At 71.2% G+C, this 18,734-nt stretch carries 19 protein-coding genes; 8 read left to right on the plus strand and 11 right to left on the minus strand.

What is annotated here, in order from left to right:
- Position 1: 1 nt before the first annotated feature.
- Positions 2-1,246, minus strand: a complete 1,245-nt coding sequence (locus tag ACZ5KW_RS05535; RefSeq protein WP_343775561.1) for a translation initiation factor IF-2 subunit gamma — start codon at positions 1,244-1,246, stop codon at positions 2-4.
- Between the two features lie 161 nt (positions 1,247-1,407).
- Between ACZ5KW_RS05535 and ACZ5KW_RS05540 the strand changes: the two genes are divergently transcribed.
- Positions 1,408-1,881 (plus strand): DUF5810 domain-containing protein, encoded by a 474-nt coding sequence (locus tag ACZ5KW_RS05540; RefSeq protein ID WP_343775558.1) that lies wholly within the window; start codon positions 1,408-1,410, stop codon positions 1,879-1,881.
- A 36-nt stretch (positions 1,882-1,917) separates the two neighbouring features.
- Positions 1,918-2,355 (plus strand): DUF5809 family protein, encoded by a 438-nt coding sequence (locus tag ACZ5KW_RS05545; RefSeq protein ID WP_343775555.1) that lies wholly within the window; start codon positions 1,918-1,920, stop codon positions 2,353-2,355.
- 150 nt (positions 2,356-2,505) lie between these two features.
- Here the strand turns inward: ACZ5KW_RS05545 and ACZ5KW_RS05550 are convergent, their stop codons facing one another.
- The 9 genes from ACZ5KW_RS05550 to ACZ5KW_RS05590 all read right to left on the minus strand — a co-directional run bounded on the left by ACZ5KW_RS05550 (position 2,506) and on the right by ACZ5KW_RS05590 (position 9,333).
- Entirely contained in the window at positions 2,506-2,772 is a 267-nt protein-coding gene (locus ACZ5KW_RS05550) for an elongation factor 1-beta (protein ID WP_343775552.1), read from the minus strand.
- A 1-nt stretch (position 2,773) separates the two neighbouring features.
- Positions 2,774-2,953: an HVO_2753 family zinc finger protein gene (locus ACZ5KW_RS05555; protein ID WP_343775550.1), complete on the minus strand. Its 180-nt coding sequence runs from the start codon at positions 2,951-2,953 to the stop codon at positions 2,774-2,776.
- 111 nt (positions 2,954-3,064) lie between these two features.
- A complete protein-coding gene (locus tag ACZ5KW_RS05560; protein ID WP_343775548.1) occupies positions 3,065-4,300 on the minus strand; it encodes a tripartite tricarboxylate transporter permease in 1,236 nt (411 codons plus the stop codon).
- 164 nt (positions 4,301-4,464) lie between these two features.
- The gene (locus ACZ5KW_RS05565) at positions 4,465-4,659 is read right to left on the minus strand and encodes a 30S ribosomal protein S17e (protein WP_006630244.1); all 195 of its coding nucleotides are present in this window, start codon (positions 4,657-4,659) and stop codon (positions 4,465-4,467) included.
- Positions 4,660-4,753: 94 nt separating this feature from the next.
- A complete protein-coding gene (locus ACZ5KW_RS05570) occupies positions 4,754-5,476 on the minus strand; it encodes a DUF447 domain-containing protein (RefSeq protein ID WP_343775544.1) in 723 nt (240 codons plus the stop codon).
- Complete coding sequence (locus ACZ5KW_RS05575; protein ID WP_343775541.1) at positions 5,473-6,468, minus strand: triphosphoribosyl-dephospho-CoA synthase; 996 nt, start codon at positions 6,466-6,468, stop codon at positions 5,473-5,475. The genes ACZ5KW_RS05570 and ACZ5KW_RS05575 overlap by 4 nt, the downstream gene beginning before the upstream one ends.
- A complete protein-coding gene (locus tag ACZ5KW_RS05580) occupies positions 6,465-7,283 on the minus strand; it encodes a beta/alpha barrel domain-containing protein (protein ID WP_343775538.1) in 819 nt (272 codons plus the stop codon). Before ACZ5KW_RS05580 ends, ACZ5KW_RS05575 begins: the two co-directional genes overlap by 4 nt.
- Positions 7,280-8,332 (minus strand): 2-phospho-L-lactate transferase, encoded by a 1,053-nt coding sequence (cofD, locus tag ACZ5KW_RS05585; RefSeq protein WP_343775535.1) that lies wholly within the window; start codon positions 8,330-8,332, stop codon positions 7,280-7,282. The genes ACZ5KW_RS05580 and cofD overlap by 4 nt, the downstream gene beginning before the upstream one ends.
- A gap of 107 nt (positions 8,333-8,439) precedes the next feature.
- On the minus strand, positions 8,440-9,333 hold the full coding sequence (locus ACZ5KW_RS05590) for an isoaspartyl peptidase/L-asparaginase (RefSeq protein ID WP_343775533.1): 894 nt from the start codon (positions 9,331-9,333) through the stop codon (positions 8,440-8,442).
- A gap of 128 nt (positions 9,334-9,461) precedes the next feature.
- Between ACZ5KW_RS05590 and ACZ5KW_RS05595 the strand changes: the two genes are divergently transcribed.
- The 6 genes from ACZ5KW_RS05595 (at position 9,462) to ACZ5KW_RS05620 (ending at position 18,201) form a co-directional block, all read left to right on the plus strand.
- Positions 9,462-11,018, plus strand: coding sequence for an HTTM domain-containing protein (locus ACZ5KW_RS05595; RefSeq protein ID WP_343775531.1), 1,557 nt, complete (start codon positions 9,462-9,464; stop codon positions 11,016-11,018).
- Positions 11,019-11,072: 54 nt separating this feature from the next.
- On the plus strand, positions 11,073-12,089 hold the full coding sequence (locus ACZ5KW_RS05600) for a glycosyltransferase family 2 protein (RefSeq protein WP_343775530.1): 1,017 nt from the start codon (positions 11,073-11,075) through the stop codon (positions 12,087-12,089).
- 123 nt (positions 12,090-12,212) lie between these two features.
- Positions 12,213-13,475 (plus strand): isocitrate dehydrogenase (NADP(+)), encoded by a 1,263-nt coding sequence (gene icd, locus ACZ5KW_RS05605; RefSeq protein WP_343775527.1) that lies wholly within the window; start codon positions 12,213-12,215, stop codon positions 13,473-13,475.
- 315 nt (positions 13,476-13,790) lie between these two features.
- Complete coding sequence (locus ACZ5KW_RS05610; RefSeq protein ID WP_343775525.1) at positions 13,791-14,774, plus strand: TAXI family TRAP transporter solute-binding subunit; 984 nt, start codon at positions 13,791-13,793, stop codon at positions 14,772-14,774.
- An 89-nt stretch (positions 14,775-14,863) separates the two neighbouring features.
- On the plus strand, positions 14,864-15,355 hold the full coding sequence (locus tag ACZ5KW_RS05615; protein ID WP_343775523.1) for a DUF1850 domain-containing protein: 492 nt from the start codon (positions 14,864-14,866) through the stop codon (positions 15,353-15,355).
- On the plus strand, positions 15,352-18,201 hold the full coding sequence (locus ACZ5KW_RS05620; RefSeq protein WP_343775521.1) for a TRAP transporter permease: 2,850 nt from the start codon (positions 15,352-15,354) through the stop codon (positions 18,199-18,201). Before ACZ5KW_RS05615 ends, ACZ5KW_RS05620 begins: the two co-directional genes overlap by 4 nt.
- An 82-nt stretch (positions 18,202-18,283) precedes the next feature.
- Here ACZ5KW_RS05620 and ACZ5KW_RS05625 read toward each other — a convergent pair whose 3' ends face one another.
- Entirely contained in the window at positions 18,284-18,697 is a 414-nt protein-coding gene (locus ACZ5KW_RS05625) for an Lrp/AsnC family transcriptional regulator (RefSeq protein WP_343775519.1), read from the minus strand.
- Positions 18,698-18,734: the final 37 nt, after the last annotated feature.

The raw sequence follows: 18,734 nt of genomic DNA on the forward strand, positions 1-18,734 counted from the left end.
GCTACGCGAGCGTCCCGACGCCGATGAGCCGCCAGCGCGCGCCGACGCGTCGGTTGATCGCGATCTGTGCGCCCTCGTCGGCGCAGACGGGTCGCTTGAGGCTCACCTCGCACTCGCCGTCGCGCGCGCTCGTCACGGCGCCGACCGTCGTCGCCGTGCCGACCGTGAGCATCAACGGCTCGCCGGTGCTGATATCCTCGATGTCGCTCTCGCCGCTCTCGTCGTCCTCCTTCCCGACGACGCGGTCGAGCAGGTCGACCGTCATCTCGAACTCCTCGCGGGTCGGGGGGAGCGTCCCCGGCTCGCCCGCGACCTGCCCGGCGAGCGCGTCGCCCTTCGTCAGGCTCGGGTCGAGTCCCGTGCCGACGCCGAGGAGCCCGCCGGGGTGGGCGGTCTCGACGTCGCGGTTGCCGGCCTGTAGCGAACGGACGGTCGTCTCCAGCGGCCGCCACTCGGTCTGTCCCTCCTCGTCGACCTCGCGGCCGGGGCGGATCTCCAGCCCGTCGCCGACCGACAGCTCGCCGCTGACGAGCGACCCGCCCACGACGCCGCCCTTGAGGTCCTCTGCGGTCGCGCCCGGACGGTTGATGTCGAACGAGCGGGCCGCGTACATCCGGGCGCTCTCGCCCGGGTCGCGGTCCGGCGTCGGGATCTCCGTTTCGATCGCGTCGATGAGCAGGTCGAGGTTGACCTCCTGTTGGGCCGAGACGGGGACGATCGGCGCGTCCTCGGCGACCGTGCCCTCGACGAACTCCTGGATCTGCCGGTAGTTGTCGACGGCGCGGTCGCGGTCGACCAGGTCGACCTTGTTCTGTGCGATGACGATGTTCTCGATCCCGATGAGATCGAGCGCCATCAGGTGCTCTTCCGTCTGGGCCTGGGGGACGTCCTCGGTCGCGCTCACGACGAGGACCGCCCCGTCCATGATCGAGGCGCCAGAGAGCATCGTCGCCATCAGCGTCTCGTGGCCCGGCGCGTCGACGAACGAGACCGTTCGGATCGGCTCGCTCGCGGACCCGTCCTCGCACTCCTCGTCGACGGTGTAACACTCGGGCTCGTCGACGCCGGGACAGCGGCGGAACGTCGCGTCCGCGTACCCCAGCCGGATCGAGATACCGCGTTTCATCTCCTCGCTGTGCTGGTCGGTCCACGAGCCGGACAACGCCTGCACCAGCGTGGTCTTCCCGTGGTCGACGTGACCGACGAGACCGATGTTCACCTCCGGTTGTGTGTTGGCTTCAGTCACTGTTGGACCTCCTAACGGAGTAGTCTTACCCGAAATTCGCTTCGTGCGAGTGATAAAGTTGCTGTTATAGCGGCGAGAGACGCGCCGACGGCCCCGCCGACTCCCGGCGCGGCGACCGGTTCGACGCCACTTTACGGCCCACGGTCGTAGCTAGTCACGACATGGGATACGCGTGCCCCGTCTGTGACACCCCGCAGCGCGACGGCGAACACCTCGCGCACCACCTCGCGTTCACGGCGATGCTCCACGGCGACGACCACGAAGCGTGGCTCGACGAGCGCGTCACCGACTGGAGCGAGCGCGACCCGGCCGGACTCGCCGCCGACGTGACGCCGCACGCCGACGATGCCGAGTACAACGAGGTGTTCGAAGACACCGTCGCGCGCGGGCGCCCCGACGTCGGCATGGGATCGGGGGGAGCCGCCTCGGGCCACAACCACGGTCACGGCCACGCCCACGACGGCGATCCCTCTCCCGGAGCCGGTGTTCCGGACCCCGAATCGGTCGACGACCCCGCCGTCGCGGAGGCGATCCGCGAGGCGCGGGAGCTGACCCGAGAGGCGGACGACGCCGACCCCGCCGTCGCCGACACCGACGACGCGAACGACGAGGCCGCGGCCGACCGCGATCCGTAGCGGAACGCCCTTCCCGGACCCCGGCCAACCCCGAGTATGGAGACCAGAGGCACCTTCGCCCCCGAGACGCGTGCCGAGGCGCTCGAACGGTACGAGGAGGTCGGCCCCGTCGCGCAGGTGGTCGTCCGCGAGGCGACCAAGGCGATGTCATTCGGCGCCGACGAGTACGACGAGCGAGTCACCCCCGAGGTGATCCGGACCGCCCGAGACGCGACGTTCGCGGAGCTGCTCGCGGTTCACGTCGGGGACGCCGACGAGTTCGACGCCTGGCTCGCCGACAGCGGTTTCGACGAGGACGACGTCGTGCGGATCGGCTCCGAGAACGTCGACAACGTCGTCTGGCACCCGATCCCCTTCGCCGACACCGTTATCGCCGCGACGTATCAGGAGGAGCCGGACGCGGCCGCCAGCACCCTCCGGCGCAACGCGTTCGGGCGCGTGTACCGCGAGGAGTTCTACGAGTCCGGCCGGTAGCGGGTTTTTCTCGACCGCGACCGGCGACGAGTTCCACCGTTCAACTGCGAGCGTGACGGCTCGGCGTCTCACCCCCCCTCGCGAAGCCCGCCGCTGTTCGAGACGGCCGAACCGCAAAAAACCGGGACCGCAGGCGCCGCTCGGTTCGCCTCAGAGGCGACCGACGTTCTCGACCGCGACGGACTCGACGTTGTCGACCTGCGAGAACGCCTCCTCGACGGCCTCCGTGCCGCCCGCGCCGTCGGGGACGATGACGGTCGGCAGGAGCGCGACCAGGCCGAACGCGACGTCGTCGCGCTCGAAGCCGCGGATCTTCGCGCCCTCGGGCAGGACTTCTTCCAGACGGTCCTGAAGGTCGTCGAGGTCGACTTCGGGGCTGTTCGGCATGACCTTGATCTTCGCGGCAACGTCACCCATCTCAGGGCCCCCGGAAGCCGCAGTCGTGGCACTCGTAGAGGTTGCTCTGCTTCCGGCACTTCGAACACCGGTAGATGGTGGTGCCGCAGTCCGGGCAGGAGAACCGCGCGGCGTTCATGCCGGACACCTGAATCCCACAGGAGACGCACTGCGGAGTGCTCTGAGAGTCGCTCTGGCTCATACACCTACTCACCAGCGCGCGACTTTTAACCGTTGTTCTTTCCCCCAGCGGGCCGTGCGGCCCGGTACCGTGCCCCTCGCCGACCGAAGCCGAGGCGGTCCGTGCCCGTGCTCACCCGACGATCAGCGGCCCGATGAGCACGCCCATGAGGTGGACGCGCCGCGCGCCGACCCGCGGCGGGAACAGTCCCAACGCCCCGGCGACGAGGAGGACGCCGACCCCGAACCCCCCGGCGAACGCGTACGAGAGCAGCGCGAGCAGCCCCAACACGCCGACCGAGAGTCGAGTGTAGTCGGCGTTGCCGACGACGCGGAGGTACGGGTCCCCGACCAGAAGGACGAGCGCGAACCCGAAGCACGCGGCGGTCGCGGCCGCGACGATCAGGATCGGGAGCGCGAACGGCACGCCGGCCCGGTCGAGGGCGACGGTCACGCCCGTCCGCGGCGTTCCGAGTGCGACCAACGCGAACAGTGCGAAGACCGTGTTCGCGGTGTTCGCGCCGCTCGTCGCCACGACGAAGCCGCGGTCGGCCGACTCGCGCGGCACCGCGGGCATCGCGGCCACGGCGGCGATGGCGGCCGACACGCCCGGAATGTAGCCGACGACGGCGCCGGCGAGCGAGCCGGCGCCCGCGCTCGTTCCGAGGTCGCGCGCGTCCATCGCGATCCGGGGATCGGCCTGCGGCGGCACGCCCTCCCCGCCGAGCGCGTCGACGAGGACCGGCACGCCGAACAGCCCGGCGAACAGCGGCGCGAGAACGCCGCCGACCGACAGCGGCGCCGCGGGGTCGGCGTCGAGCGTCGCGAGTCCGAGCGCGGCGCTCGCGAGGAACGCGACCAGTCCGCCGACCGCGGCCCGGCGCGACGACTCCGTGAGCACGAGGACCGCGACGACGCCGGCGAGTAACACCGGCAGGTGCGCGCGCATCGGCGGGTACCACCGCAGCATGAGCCACGTGATCGGGACCGCAAGCGGCACCGCGAGCGCGACGGCCAGCCCGGACCCGACCGCGGAGAGTCGGACGGCCTCGCGCCCCCGGCCCGCGATCACAAGCCGGTGACCCGGGAGCGCTGCGACCGCGGTCGCGGCGTCGGGCACGCCCAGCGCGAGGGCGGGGACGATGTCGAGGAACGAGTGGACGACGCCGGCGCCGATCATCGCGACGCCGACGAACAGGGGATCGGCAGGCACGGACGGCGCGAACCCGGCCAGAAGCAGTGCGAAGTTGTTGGCGTGGAGCCCGGGGACCAACCCGCTCGCGGTGCCGAGCGCGACGCCGCCGAGCAGGAACCCGAGCGCGCCCGCAGCGAACGTCGGGTCGACCACCGGCCGCACGAGCGCGTCCATCGAGGCGGGATGGCCGCGGCTTCCGAGATAAGGGTCGGGGGCGTCCGGAAACCGGCGTCGGAGGTGTCCGGCAACCGGCGTCGGGGGCGTCGGTTAACCGGCGCTGGGGGCGACCGCGAGAGCCGTCGCTCGCCGGCGACAGAACGAATCGGTAGAGAACTCGTTTACGCGTGCTGTGCCGCCTGCGACTTCTTCTGCGTGACGTAGCCCGCGATTCGGTTGCGAACGCCCTTCGACTCGACGGTGGTCAGGGCCGTGACGCTCTCCTTGTTCGTCTCGAAGTCCGTGTTGAACGAGTCGGGATACCGCTCCAGCAGGGCGTTCCCGAGCTGCTTGATGTACTTGGGTTTGATGGCCATACCGAGCGGTACCGGCGGCCCGAACTAAAAGGGTTCGTTCCGCCGCGAGCGGCCGCGAGGCGCGGTCACCGCGGCGGCTCGGTCGCGGTTCTCGTCACGACCCGCGCTCGTCGGCGTCACTGCCGCCGACGCCCTCGTCGGCCGAGGCTCCGCCGGCGGGGCCCGAGTCCACCGTCCGCTCCCGCCAGCCGACCGCCTCGTCGATCCGGTCGAACGCCTCGCGCTCCGCCGGCCCCCCGCACCGCTCGACCACGTCGGCGAAGTACCGGAGCCGGTCGAGCAGCTCAGACGTGTCGAACGCCGGCACGTCGAGCCGCGAGGCGGCCACCGTGGCGTCGACGACCGCGCCGAACCCCCGGTTCACGGTCGGAACGCGCTCGGTCACCACCGCCGACTCGACGGGCTCCAGTTCCCACGTTCGGATCGTCGTGTCCCCCTCGGTCGTCGCGTCCGTCTCCTCGACCCGGACCTCCGCCCACGCGTCGGCGCTCGGGAGGACCGGGTCGTCGGCCTCTCTGACCGTCAGCGCGGCGTCGACGAACGTCCGCGGGTCGACCGTGAACTGGACCACGCCGCCGCCGCGCTCGGTGAAATTCCGCCACGTGCGGGTGCGCCCGTACGTCCTCGCCGTGACCGGATCCCCCGGTTCGACCGGCGCGTGGAGCCCCAGCGCCGCGACGTTCCACCGGTCGTTCGGCCCGCGCGTCGTCACGACGGACTCGGTGACGCCGCGGAGCGGAACCGGCCAGCCGTCGGGAACGACGCCCGCCGGACCGGCGTCGTCGCGGTCGCGGCCGTCCTCCGGGTCCGTCGTCACGGCGCCACCTCCGCGCCGCGCCGGAGCGCGACCAACAGCGCGGCGCAGGTGAGGTCCGCGGTCGTCCCCGGATTGATCCCCTCGGCGACGAACGCGTCGGCGAGCGACTCGGCGGCGTCGAGGTCGGCGCCGTGGACCGAGGCCGCGTCGACCCCCTCGACCCCGGGCCTCGTTCCGGCCCCGTCCGTCGGCTCCGTCCCGAGCAGCGCGGCCGCCCGCTCGCTCGCATCGCGGGCCGCCTCGGCCCCTCGGGTCGACGCGACGAGGGTGTCGGGCTCCGCGGCGAGCAGGCCGAGGAACGCCCGCGCGGCCCGGTCCGCGAGCGGGCCCTCGTCGGTCAGGAGCCACTCGGCCGCGCGGAACGTCCGCGGGAACCCCTCGGTCCACTCCGCGGCGTTCAGGTCGGGCACGCGGTCAGGATCCTCCGGGTCGGCGGACAGCGCCAGCACGTCCCGCAGCGTCGCCCCGCGTTCGCGAATCGCCGACTCGGCGTCGCTCCCGCGCCGCACGTCGAGGTCGTCCGCTCCCGGCGGCGGGTCGTCGACCGCGACGTCGACGGCCTCGAACGCCCGGTAGAAGGCGACGGCGTCGTCGACCGTCGTCGCCCGGCAGACGGCGTCGACGCCGTCCGGCGAGAGGCCGCGGCGGGGGTCGACGGCCGCCCGGACCAGCGGGACCAGTAGCAGCAGGCACCCGAACTGCGTGTTCGTGCCCGCACGCGTCGCCATTCCGGCGACGGCCCGCTCGAAGGCCTCGCCGACAGAGGCGGGTCCCTCCGGGACCGTCACGCCTGCGGCCCGCTCGAGTCCGGGACGAGCGCCGACGGCGCCGCCGAGGAACGACTCGAACCGGAGGTCGGCGAGGTCGCGGTGCCGGTCCACGTTCCCCGGCTTCGGCGTGCCGGCGACCTCCAGCAGGAGCGCGAGCGTCGCGTCGTCGACGACGCCGGCCCTCCGGGCTTCAGCGTCGGTCTCGGTGTCCGAAGGGATCACGGCCGCGCCTCCGGTCCGGACTCCGTCTCGGCGTCGCGCTCACGCAGCGTCCCGCGCCGCCACGCTTCGACCGCGTCCGCGACGCGCCCGAGGACCGGCGGGTCCTCCGTCGGCCGTCCCACGCTCACCGCGTCGGCGCCGCGGGCCGCGTACTCGGCCACCGTCTCCCGGCCGCGGACGCCGTTGTTGGCGACGAGCGTCAGGTCGGCGAGCGGGCCGTCGCCGGCCGGTGCTCCGCCCTGTGTCCTCGCCGAGAGGGCCGCTATCACCGGCACCGAGTCCATCGCGTCGACGTGGAGCCAGTCGGCGCCCGCCGCGGCCGCCGCCTCGGCGACGGCGACGAGGTCGACGCCGGAGACCCCCGCGCGGACCTTCACGCTCGTCGTCGCGCCCGTCTCCGCCGCGGCGGCGACGTACCGCGCGAGGCGGTCCGGCTCGCGCAGGAGCGACTCGCCGCAGCCGACCGCGCGCAGTTCCGGCTGCCGGCAGTGGGCGTTGATCTCACAGACCGCGCCCCGGCGGGCACAGACCGCCGCGACCTCGCGGACGGGCTCGACCGCCGCGCTCCGGACGTTGATCCCGGGTCGGACCGGAGCGTCCGCGAGCGCGTCGAACTGGTCCGCGACGAACGCCACGGGGTCGGCCGGGAGGAACTCCTCGCGCCCGCGGGCGACGAGGTCGCGGGCCGCGGCGCGGCTGGGCGGGTCGAGCGCGACGCCGCCGAGGAGGGCGACGTCGACGCAGTCGGCCGCCCGTTTCGCCCACTCGGCGTCCGCCGCACCGCTGAGGCTCGCGGCGACGAGGAAGGGGGTCACCCCGCGCCCTCCCGCGGCGTCGACGCGCCCGCCGCGTCGCCCTCGACCGCCTCTAACGCTCGCTCGCAGGCCCGGGCGACGCGCTCGGCGTCGTCGCCGTCGTCGATCCGCGTGTCGGTGCGCTCGACGTGGCGCGCGATGTCGGTCGGGTCCGCCTCGTCGAGGACGAACGCGTCCGCGAAGGGGTACGCCGCCGCCACGCCCGCGGTCGAGGGCTCGCGGCCGACGCCGGCCATCAGCGCCCCGGCCGGCCCGGAGAACACCTCGTCGCCGACGAACGGCGAGACGGCGACCACGGGGGTCTCCCGGAGCGCGCGCTCGAACCCGGGGAGCGCCAGCATCGGTCCGAGGCTCGTCACCGGGTTCGAGGGGCCGATAACGACCGGCTCGGCGAGCGCCTCGCGCACCGCCTCGGTCGGTTCGGCGTCCTCGGACCCGCGGAACTCCACGTCGGCGACCGCCGGCTCGGCGCGGCGCGCGACCCAGTACTCCTGGAAGTGGATCGTCTCGCCGTCCTCGGTGTGAATCAGCGTCGCGACCGGGTCGTCGGACATGGGGAGGAGGTCGACGTCGAGGTCGAACGCCGCGGCGAGCGCCCGCGTCGCGGCCGTGAGCGATTTCCCCTCGTCGAGCAGGCCCGTGCGAGTGACGTGGACCGCGCGGTCGCGGTCGCCGATCTCCATGAACTCGCCGACCCCCGAAAACCGCCGCCATCGGGCGATCTCGCGGCCCGCGGTCTGGGCCGCGTCGTCGAGGTAGCGCGGGGTCCCCGGGTCCCCGTCGATCGCGTCGCCGGCGGCCGACGCGAGCCGGGAGAGCTCTTCGTGGGTCGCGGTGGTGTCGCCGTCGATCCCCCACCACGTCTCCCGGTCTAAGACCCCGCCGCCCGCGAACAGCACGGTGTCGACGTCGGGACAGACGAGGTGGCCGCCGATCTCGACGTCGTCGCCCGTGTTGGCGACGACCGCGGTATCGGCCGGGTCCCACACTCGGGCCGCGCCGTCGAGGAGCTTCGGCGTGCCCGTCCCCCCGGCGAGGAAAGTTACCATACCGGCGCAAGGCGGCGGGCGGATTTGTATCCTCGCCTCCGCTGGCGGCGCGGCCACCGTCGTCGGCCTCGATTCCACCGTCGTCGGCCTCGATTCCGTGCCGGATCTCAGCGCTCGGCCACGCTCGTCTGCATCCCCTCGGTGTTGAACGAACTTCCGGCCTCGTCGTCCCCGAGAACGATAACGCCCGCACCCGATCCGGTCTGCTCCTCGAACTCGTCGATCGCCCGCTCGGCCGCCGCCTGCGCGCCGAGGCCGTCTTCGAGGTGCCCCACGGCGCGCCGCGAGAGCGTCACGCGAGCGATGTCCTCGCCGGCGCCCGTCGCGCTCGCGCCGCCGGCCTCGGTACAGAAGAAGCCAGACCCGACCTGCGGCACGTCGCCGACGCGCCCGGCGAGCGCGAACGATCGGCCGCCCGTCGAGGTCACCGCGGCGAACGCGTCTCCGTCGGTCGCGACCGCGCCGACCGTGTCGTGGTCGGGGGCGTCGTCTTTGGACCGCTCTCCTGCCTGATCGTCGCCCGAGCCGAACCGCGAGGCGAGCCAGTCGAGGTGCTCGCGGGGGCCGCCGCAGGGCGGGTCCTCTTCCTCGTAGCGCTCGCGCGTCTCGTCGGTGAGCAGGTCGACGCCGGTCTCGACGCCGAACTCGTCGGCGAGTTCGACCGCGTGCTCGCCCGAGACGAAGACGTGCGGCGTCTCGTCGCGGACGACGCGAGCGACGCTCGCCGCGCGTTCGACCCCCGGCATCGAGCAGGCGGCCCCGACCTCGCGGTCCGAGGTCATCACGCCCGCGTCGGTCCGGACGACGCCGTCCGACTGGACCGCGCCGCCGACGCCCGCGTTGAACCGGGGATCAGACTCTAAGACGCCGACGGCCGACTCCACCGCGTCGAGCGGCGTCGCGGCGTCGGCGCCGCGCGCGGCCGCCTCGTCGAGGACCGCCTGTCTGGGCTCCGGGTCGTCCGGGGCGCCGCCGGCGCCGCCGTGAGCGATGATTCGCATATCGGTGGCTTCCGCGGCGGCCACATAAACGCCCGGAACCCGGCGACGGGGGCAAGTCCTCGCCGCCCCTCGCGGCCTCACACGACGCCGCAAGACCTATTCCCGCCGCTGGGCGACTCGGGACCACCGTGACGTCAGTCGATCCCTCGCGCGGCGACCTCGGTCCTCGCCCTCGCCTCCGGTTCGCGCTCCGCCGCCGGCTCGGGATCGACGCCCGCGCGCTCGCGTCGTTCCGGATCGCGCTCGGCGCCGTCCTCCTCGTCGACCTCGCGCTCCGCGCCCGCAACCTGACGGCCTTCTACACGGACGCGGGCGTCCTCCCGCGGTCGACGCTGGCGGAGACGTACCCCCTCGCGGCCCGGCTCTCGCTCCACGCCGTCTCCGGCGGGTCGTGGGCCGTCGCGGCGCTGTTCACCGTCGCCGCGATCGCCGCGCTCGCGCTCGCGCTCGGCCACCGAACCCGAGTCGCGACCGCGGCCTCGCTGATTCTGCTCGCGTCGCTTCAGGCACGCAATCCCTTCGTCCTCAACGCCGGCGACACGCTCCTCCTCCAACTGCTCGGCGCCGGCCTCCTGTGCCCCCTCGGCGCTCGCTGGTCGGTCGACGCGGTCCGGCGTCGCGGCTCGCGGGCGTCGGGTGCGCCCTCCGAGTCGGTCTCGGACCCGGGGAACGGGCGTTTCGTCGGTCCCGCCTCGGCGTTGCTCCTGACGAGCGTGGTCGTGGTGTACGTCTCCAACGCCGTCGTGAAGTCTCGCGGGACCGCGTGGCTCGAGGGCGAGGCGATAGCGCGCGTCTTCCGGCTCACCTACCTCCACGGGCCGCTCGGCGGGTTCGTCCCCGAGTGGTCGGCACTGCTCGCGGCCGCCACCTACGGCTGGGTCGCGCTGCTCGTCGCCTCGCCGCTGCTGGTCGCGGCCGCCGGACGGGTCCGGGCGGCGCTCGCGGGGACGCTCCTCGCGGCCCACCTCTCGATGGCGTTCACGCTTCAGATCGGCGTGTTCTCCGCGATCTCAGCCGCCGCACTGCTTCCCTTCCTCCCCCCGTTCGTCTGGGACCGGACCGAGCGGGCGGTCACCGACCCGGCCGACCGCCTCCGCCGATTCGCGGACCGTCGGTTCGTCTCGGCCAACCCCCCGTCGGCGTCGCTCGCGGCCCCCTCGCTCGCCGTCGCCGCGATCGGAACCCTTCGGGACCGGGTTGCGGCCGCCGCCCCAGCCGTCGCCGCGCTCCTCCTCGTCGCGCTCGTCGCGTGGAACGGGATGGCGCTCGGGCTCGTCGAGACGCCCGATCCGGTCGCCTCGGTGTCGGATCCGACCGAGAGCGGCTGGGACATGTTCGCGCCGAACCCGCCGGCGACCGACGCGCTCGCGTTCGCGACCGCGACGACGGCCGACGGCGGCCGGATCGACGCGCTGTACGGCGACCGCGTCGCGCGCGACCGCCCTCCGTCGGACGCCCGCGGATACCCGACCGCGCGCTGGCGGAAACTCCTCACGCTGCTCGCGGAGGACCCCGACCCGGACCGCGTCGAACCGGTTCTCGGGCACCTCTGTGACCGCGCTGCGGGATTCGCGGACGACGAAGGGCGGGTCGACTCGGTTTCACTCTCGGCGGTTCGGGTCAACGTCGAAGACGGAGAGACGCGGGTCGTCGAACTCGGGTCGCGCTCGTGTCCGGCGAGCTGAGGAATCACTCAACCGATGCCCGCGTTTATGTTTCGACCGCTCGAAGCGCCCGACGTGACCGCTTCGGAACCGTCCCGGGCCTCGACGCCCACGCCGGTCTCCGTGCTGCTCCCGACCGTTCGCTGGACGGACGCCTGCGAAGAGGTGGCGGACCGGCTTCGCGGCCCGGCGACCTTCGACGAGGGGAACGCCGAGACCGACCCCGCCAACGGGGACGCCGAGACCCACCCCGCCGACGAACTGCTCGTTATCTGCGACTCCCCGGACGACCCCGTCGCCGACCGTCGCGGGGACCTCCCGCCGCGGGTGCGGATCGTCGTCGCCGGCGAGCCGGAGGGGTGTTCGGGGAAGGCGAACGCGATAGCCGTCGGGATGGAGGCGGCCGCGAACGACCGGATCGCCTGGACCGACGACGACTTCCGCCACCCGCCGGAGTGGCTGGCGACGCTCGACGCCGACTACGACCGGCAGGGACCGACCACCGAGATACCGGTGTTCGTCGGGCGTGACCCCCTCGCCCGTCTGTTCGAGCCCGCGTACGTCATCGGCGGGACGCTCGCGGTGTTCGCGGCGGGGGTCGCGTGGGGCGGCGCGGTGATCTTCGAGCGCGACGACCTCCGAGACGGGGAGGCGGCGTTCCTGCGCGACCTGCGACGGACCGTCAGCGACGACGGGACGCTCACCGAACACCTCGACGTGACCCCGGCCGACCGCACGCGGCACGTCCGGGCGGGCGGCTCGCTCCGCGGGTCGCTGGAGCGGTTCGTCCGCTTCCTGACGATCACTCGGTACCACGCCCCGCTGGCGACCGCGTTCAACGTCCTCTTCGGCGTCGCCATGGCCGCGCTCTGTCTGCTCGCGCCGGTCGCGGGCGTGGCGCTCGTGACCGGGCTCGCGGGGGCCGCGTACGCCCGGTTCGGGATCCGGCGCGCGACGTTCCTGCTCGCGGCGCCCGGCGTCTTGATCGCGCCGCCGCTGATGGCGTACGCGTTCGCCCGCCGGACGTTCGTCTGGGGCGGGCGGCGCTACCGCTGGCGGTCGATGTTCGACGTCGAGGTCGAACCGGTCTGAGTCCGGCACGCCCCCGAGCACCCCGGAAATCGACCGGGAGGAGAACCGGCAAACGCTGCGAGCGCGACGCTCCCGCCGAAAACGGCAGGCACTTTAGGGGGGCACAGGAATCCACGAACGTTCATGAGCTACGATAAGGTCGACGTCCCCGAAGACGGCGAAGCGATCACGCTCGCCGACGAGGAGACAGGCGAGCTGAACGTTCCGTCGAACCCGATCATCCCGATCATCCACGGCGACGGGATCGGCACCGACGTCGGACCGGCCGCACAGCAGGTACTCGACGCCGCTGCGGAGGCCACGGGCCGCTCTATCGCGTGGATGCGCGTCTACGCCGGCGCCAGCGCCCGCGACAAGTACGACGAGAACCTCCCCGAGGACACCGTCTCCGCAATCCGCGACCACCGCGTCGCGATCAAGGGACCGCTGACGACCCCCGTCGGCGCCGGCTTCCGCTCGCTGAACGTCGCGCTCCGGAAGACGCTCGACCTCTACGCGAACGTCCGCCCGACCTACTACATCGAGGGCGTCCCGTCGCCCGTCAAGAACCCGGAGGAGATGGACATGGTCACCTTCCGGGAGAACACCGAGGACGTCTACGCCGGCATCGAGTGGGAGGCCGGCACCGACGAGTCAGAGCAGGTACGCGACTTCCTCGAACAGGAGATGGAAGTCGCCGACGTGATCCACGACGGCCCCGTCGGCATCGGCGTCAAACCCATCTCCGAGTTCGGCTCGAAGCGCCTCATCCGCGAGGCGGTCGACTACGCGCTCGCGAACGACCGCGACTCGGTCACGCTCGTCCACAAGGGGAACATCATGAAGTTCACCGAGGGCGCGTTCCGTGACTGGGGCTACGAGGTCGCAGAAGAGGAGTACGGCGACGACGTCATCACCGAGGACCAGCTCTGGGAGGAGCACGACGGCGAGCGGCCCGAGGGCACGCTCGTCGTTAAGGACCGCATCGCGGACAACATGCTCCAGCAGCTGTTGACCCGCACCGACGAGTACTCCGTCATCGCGACGATGAACCTCAACGGCGACTACATGTCCGACGCCGCCGGCGCGCAGATCGGCGGCCTCGGCATCGCGCCCGGGATCAACCGCGGCCACGGTCGCTGTCTCGCCGAGCCGGTCCACGGCTCCGCGCCCAAGTACGCCGGCGAGGACAAGGTGAACCCCACCGCGATGATCCTCTCGGGCCGCGAGATGCTCGAGTACCTCGGCTGGGGCGACGCCGCGGACCTCGTTCGCGACGCCGTCGAGGAGACCATCGCCTCCGGGAAGGTCACCTACGACCTCCACCGGCAGATCGAGGGCGGCGAGAAGCTCGCCACCAGCGAGTTCGCGGACGCCGTCGTCGACAAGATCGACGAACTCGCCTGAACGAGCGTTTCGCGCGCCCGGACGAAGATACGTCTCCGGGAACGCCGACGCGCCTTCGAGAACGCCGACGCGCTGGCGCGACGAGATGCGACGAGCGGTTCCGGCCGAGCTCGAAGCACACGCCGACTCGTCAAAAGAATGAAACGTTCAGGCGGTTCCCGTTCCGGCCGGTCGAAACCTCGTCGTCCGTCGGGGTGAATCTACTCGAACGACGTTTGAAGGGCTCTCTGTCGGTTTTTGAGGTGTTTCTGCGAACTCAGACGCTAACACACCACATGCTTAGTTATATATATCCGTAATCTAATTTCATAGCGTATGTCTTCACACCGTACACGACGCAGATTCGTCAAAGCGACGGGTGTCGCCGGCGTGGTCGCACTCGCTGGCTGTAGTGGAAACGGCGGCGACGGAAGCGACGGAAGCGACGGCGGCGACGGCGGCGACAGCAGCCGTCTGACCTGGCACGCCGGGGGAACCGGCGGGACCTACTTCCCGCTCTCGAACGAGTTCAAGACGGTCGTCGAGGCCAACACCGACTTCTCGCTGAACGTCCAGTCGACGGGCGCGAGCGTCGAGAACGTCGGCAGCCTCGCCGACGGGTCGGCCGACTTCGCGCTGATCCAGAACGACATCGCCTCGTTCGCGAAGAACGGAACGGGTATCGACGCGTTCCAGGACAACGCGATCGAGAACCTCCAAGGCGTCGCGACGCTGTATCCCGAGACGATCACCCTCGTCACGCTCGCGGGCAACGACATCTCCTCGGTCGACGACCTCAGCGGCGCGACGATCAACACCGGCGACCTCGGGTCGGGCACGCAGGTCAACGCCGTACAGATCCTGGAGTCGCTCGGCATCTCCGAGTACAGCGAGCAGAACGCCGGCTTCTCGCAGGCGTCCGAACAGCTCGCGAACGGCGACATCGACGCCGCCTTCGTCGTCGGCGGCTGGCCGGTCGGCGCGATCGAGGACCTCGCGAACACGAACGACCTCGAGATCGTCCCGATCGCGGGCGACAACCGCGAGGCGGTCAAGGAGGACGCCTCCTGGTTCGCCAACGACACCATCCCCGCCGGCACGTACACCGGCGTCGACGAGGCCGTCGAGACCGTCGCCGTGCAGGCGATGATCGCCACGAACGCCGAGGTGCCGGCGGACACCGTTCAGGCGGTCACCGCGGCCATCTTCGACAACCTCGGCGAACTCACGATCAAGACCGACTTCATCACCGTCGACAGCGCCCAGGACGGGATGTCGATCGAACTCCACGAGGGCGCGGCGGCGTACTTCGACGCCTGACCGCTCGCGTCCCGGTCGGTCCGCCCGGACCGTCCGTGTCTGACTCACCAACTATTTCACACCAGATCCCACGATAACCACCCGAAACCATGGGTAACCGTTCTCGCTTGGCGGCGGGCGCCGCGCTCCTCGTAGCCGTGGCGCTGGTCGGCGTCGCGGCGACGGCGCCCGTCGGGGCCGTCCTCGTCGTCGAGGACATCGAGACGGGCGAACGCTACCTCTCGGAGCCGGTCGACTCCGGGAGCACGGTGGCGCTCGAGTACACGCACAGCGTCGAGAAGTCACGCGTGTACGACGAGTACCGCGTCGACGGGCGGACGCTGGTGAACACGCGGATGGAGTTCGAGTCGTACGGCTGGGGGCTCCCCGCGCGAGTCAACGTCACGAACGTGAACGGGACCCTCGTGTACGAGCCATCGGAACCGATCACGGAACTCGAACGGCTCTCGGTCTCGCCGGGGCGAATCGCCGGCCACACCCTGATCGTCGACGGCCGAGAGCACGACCTCGTCGCGGTAACCGACGCCAACGACGTCACGCTTCACATCGAACGACGGTCGCTTCTCGAGATGATCCTATGACTACCACGCACCGAACCGACGGCGGCACCGACGATCCGAACGACGGCGGCCCGGGTAACCCCGGACCCGACGGGGGGCCGGACGGCCCCGGCGGAGGTACGCCGTCGGACGACGACGAGGCGATCTCCCGCGAGGAAGCCGACGAGCTGATACAGGAGATCGAGCGTCGGCGCTCGCTCCGCGGCGTCGCGGTGGTCGCGGTCGCGGCCATCGGCATCCTGTTTTCGACGTTCCAGATGTTCCTCGCGGCCCGCAGTTTCACTTTCACCGTGTGGCTGCCGACCGTCGAGCTCGCCGGGATCTCGCTTGCCCCGTTTCAGGTGTCGCTCCAGCTGCTCCAGGCGAACGCGATCCACGTCGTCTTCGCGCTCGTACTCACCTTCCTGATGTTCCCGGGGAGCACTGGAGACGGTATCGTCGCCGGGAACCTCGGGCGCGTCGTGCCGGCGCTCTCTCGACAGTTCGGCGAAGACAACCCGCTCACCCGAGTCGCCGCGGGCGTCCGGTCGGCGTTCCGGTGGGCGTTCCTCGATCCGGACCGCGAGCGGGTGACGCCGTTCGACCTCCTGTGTATCGCGGCGGCGGGCCTGGCGGCGCTGTACTTCCTGACCGAGTTCTCCGAGATCCAGAACATGCGCGTCTTCGGCATCGACTCGGGGCGGCCGATCACGGAGGTGTACGGGTTCTTGGACCTCTTCCTCGGCAGCGTTCCGTTCGTGAGCGAGTACTCCTACGCGATGGCGCTGGGCGCGATCGGCGTCCTGCTCGTGTTAGAGGCGACGCGTCGAACGCTCGGCCTCCCGCTGATGATCATCGTCGCCAGCTTCATCGTCTACGCGCGGTGGGGGTACCTCATCAGCGGGAGCACGCCCTTCATCGGGCTGCTCGCGATCCCGGAGCTCACCTGGCCGGACATCGTTCAGAACCTCTGGTACAACACCGAAAACGGCGTCTTCGGGATCCCGGTGACCGTCTCGGTGAGCTTCATCTACATCTTCATCCTGTTCGGTTCGTTCCTCGAGATGAGCGGCGCCGGTCAGTGGTTCATCGACCTCGCGTACGCGCTCACCGGCGGCCGAAAGGGCGGTCCGGCCAAGGCGAGCATCCTCGCCAGCGGATTCATGGGAACGATTTCCGGCTCGTCGATCGCCAACACGGTCACGACCGGCGCGTTCACCATTCCGCTGATGAAGCGGTCGGGCTACTCGCCCGAGTTCTCCGGGGCCGTCGAGTCGTCCGCCTCCTCCGGGGGGCAGATCCTCCCGCCGGTGATGGGCGCGGCCGCCTTCCTGATGGTGCAGTACACTGCGACGCCGTTCGCGGACATCATCATCCTCGCGACCATCCCGGCCATCGTCTTCTTCTTCGGCGTCTGGGTGATGGTCCATCTCAAAGCGGTCCAAGAGGGGATCGGCGGCGTCGAGGGCGAAGACACCGTGAGCCTCTGGAGCCACCTCAAGCGCGGTTGGTTCTACCTGGTGCCGATCGGACTGCTGTTGTACTACCTCATCATCGAGCGGCTCTCCGTCTCCCGCTCCGCGTGGTTCACGCTGGTCGCGCTGGTCGCACTGATCGCCTTCATCGCGGCGTACAGCGAGGAGACCCGGCTCCGACTCGCCGGGATCCTCGCGGCGATCGTGGGCGTCGAGGCGGCGAGCCACGTCGTCGCCGGCGTCCCGCTTACCGGTCTCGTGACCGGTTCTGGCGGGGCGGGGCTGCCGATCGCGGACGCGCTCACCGCCGTGACCGCCGGTCTCGAGTGGTACGTGATGCTCGCGGGCGTGTTGACGCTGCTGTCGAAGCCGGACCTCGACGCGTCCCTTTTGGAACTCAACCCCGCCATTCGGGACACGGCCGAGGACATCGGCGAGCGCACCGGCCGGGACCTCGGCGACAGCCAGCCGTTCAAGCTCGGGACGTTCGTCGTCAAATCGATGGACGAGGGGGCTCGGACCGCGGTCCCGGTCGTGATCGCGGTCGCGGCCGCGGGGATCATCCCGGGCGTCATCAGCGTCTCCGGGCTCGGCCCGAACCTCACCTCGCTGCTGTTGGCGCTCTCTGGCGGCTCGAAGGTGGTCATGCTGCTCGTGACCGCCTTCGCGAGCGTCGTCCTCGGCATGGGGATGCCGACGACGGTCACGTACATCATCCTCATCTCGATGCTGGCGTCGCCGCTCGTGGAGTTCGGCATTCCCCTGTTGGCCGCGCACCTGTACATCCTCTACTTCGGCGTGATCGCCGACATCACGCCGCCGGTCGCCGTGGCGGCGTACGCCGCGAGCGGCGTGGCGAAGTCCGACCCGTTCCAGACCGGGGTGAAGGCGTTCTCCCTGTCGCTGAACAAGGCGATCGTTCCGTTCGCGTTCGTGTTCGTGCCGGGGATCGTCCTGCTCAGAGAGAAGGCGAACGCGGCGGACCTCCCCATCCGCGAGCGGTACCGCGTGGTCGGCTTCTCCGACCTCGCCGAGCTGTCCTACTCGGTCCCCGAGATACTCATTCCCGTCGTCGGGGTGTTCCTCGGGGTGATCGCGCTCGGCGCCACCGTCATCGGGACGCTGTACACCCGGGTCGGCCGGCCCGCTCGGACGGCGTTCGCGTTCAGCGCCCTGCTGTTGATGGCGCCGGGGATGCTCTCGGACTCCGTCTTCGACCTGCTCGGGCTCGTCGACGTGACCGTTTCCGTCGACGCGCTCCTGCTGGACCTGACGCTGCGCGGGATCGGATTCGCGCTGTTCGCGCTGTTCGCCCTCCGGAACCGCCGGGCGTTCGACCGCGAGGACGGGCGAGCGACCGGGACCGACGCGACCCGCTCGGCCGACTCCGCCGCCGACTCCGAGTCGGCGTAAGCGACTCGCTCGGGCGGTTTCGGTTCTCGGCGGAGCCGGACCCAGACCGTCTCGTCCGGCGCGGTCTTCTCGTTCGGCCCGGTCAGCCCAGCCGCTCGTCGAGGATGAGCCGCGTCTTCGTCGACTTGACCTCGTCCATCTCGCGGGCCTGCGAGATCAGTTCGTTGACCGCGCGCGTGTCGACCGCGTCGACGACGAGGACGATGTCCTCCTCGCCGGAGACCTGCCAGACGAAGTCGACCTCCTCCCAGTCGACCATCCGCTCGCCGACGGCGGCGGTGTCGACGTTCATCTCCACCGATATCTCGATCATCGCTTTCACGTTGCCGGTGCGGGTCGTGACGGTGAACCGCTCGATGATCCCCTCGTCGGTCATCCGGTCGACGCGGTTGCGCACGGTCCCCTCGGAGGTCCCCACCCGGTCCGCGATCTCCGTGTACGGGGTCCGCGCGTCCCGTCGCAGGATCGAGAGGATGCGTCGATCGAGGTCGTCCATACTCGACTCTCTCGGTCCGGCGTCTTACCCGTTACGA

Source organism: Halorubrum ejinorense, from assembly GCF_055389685.1.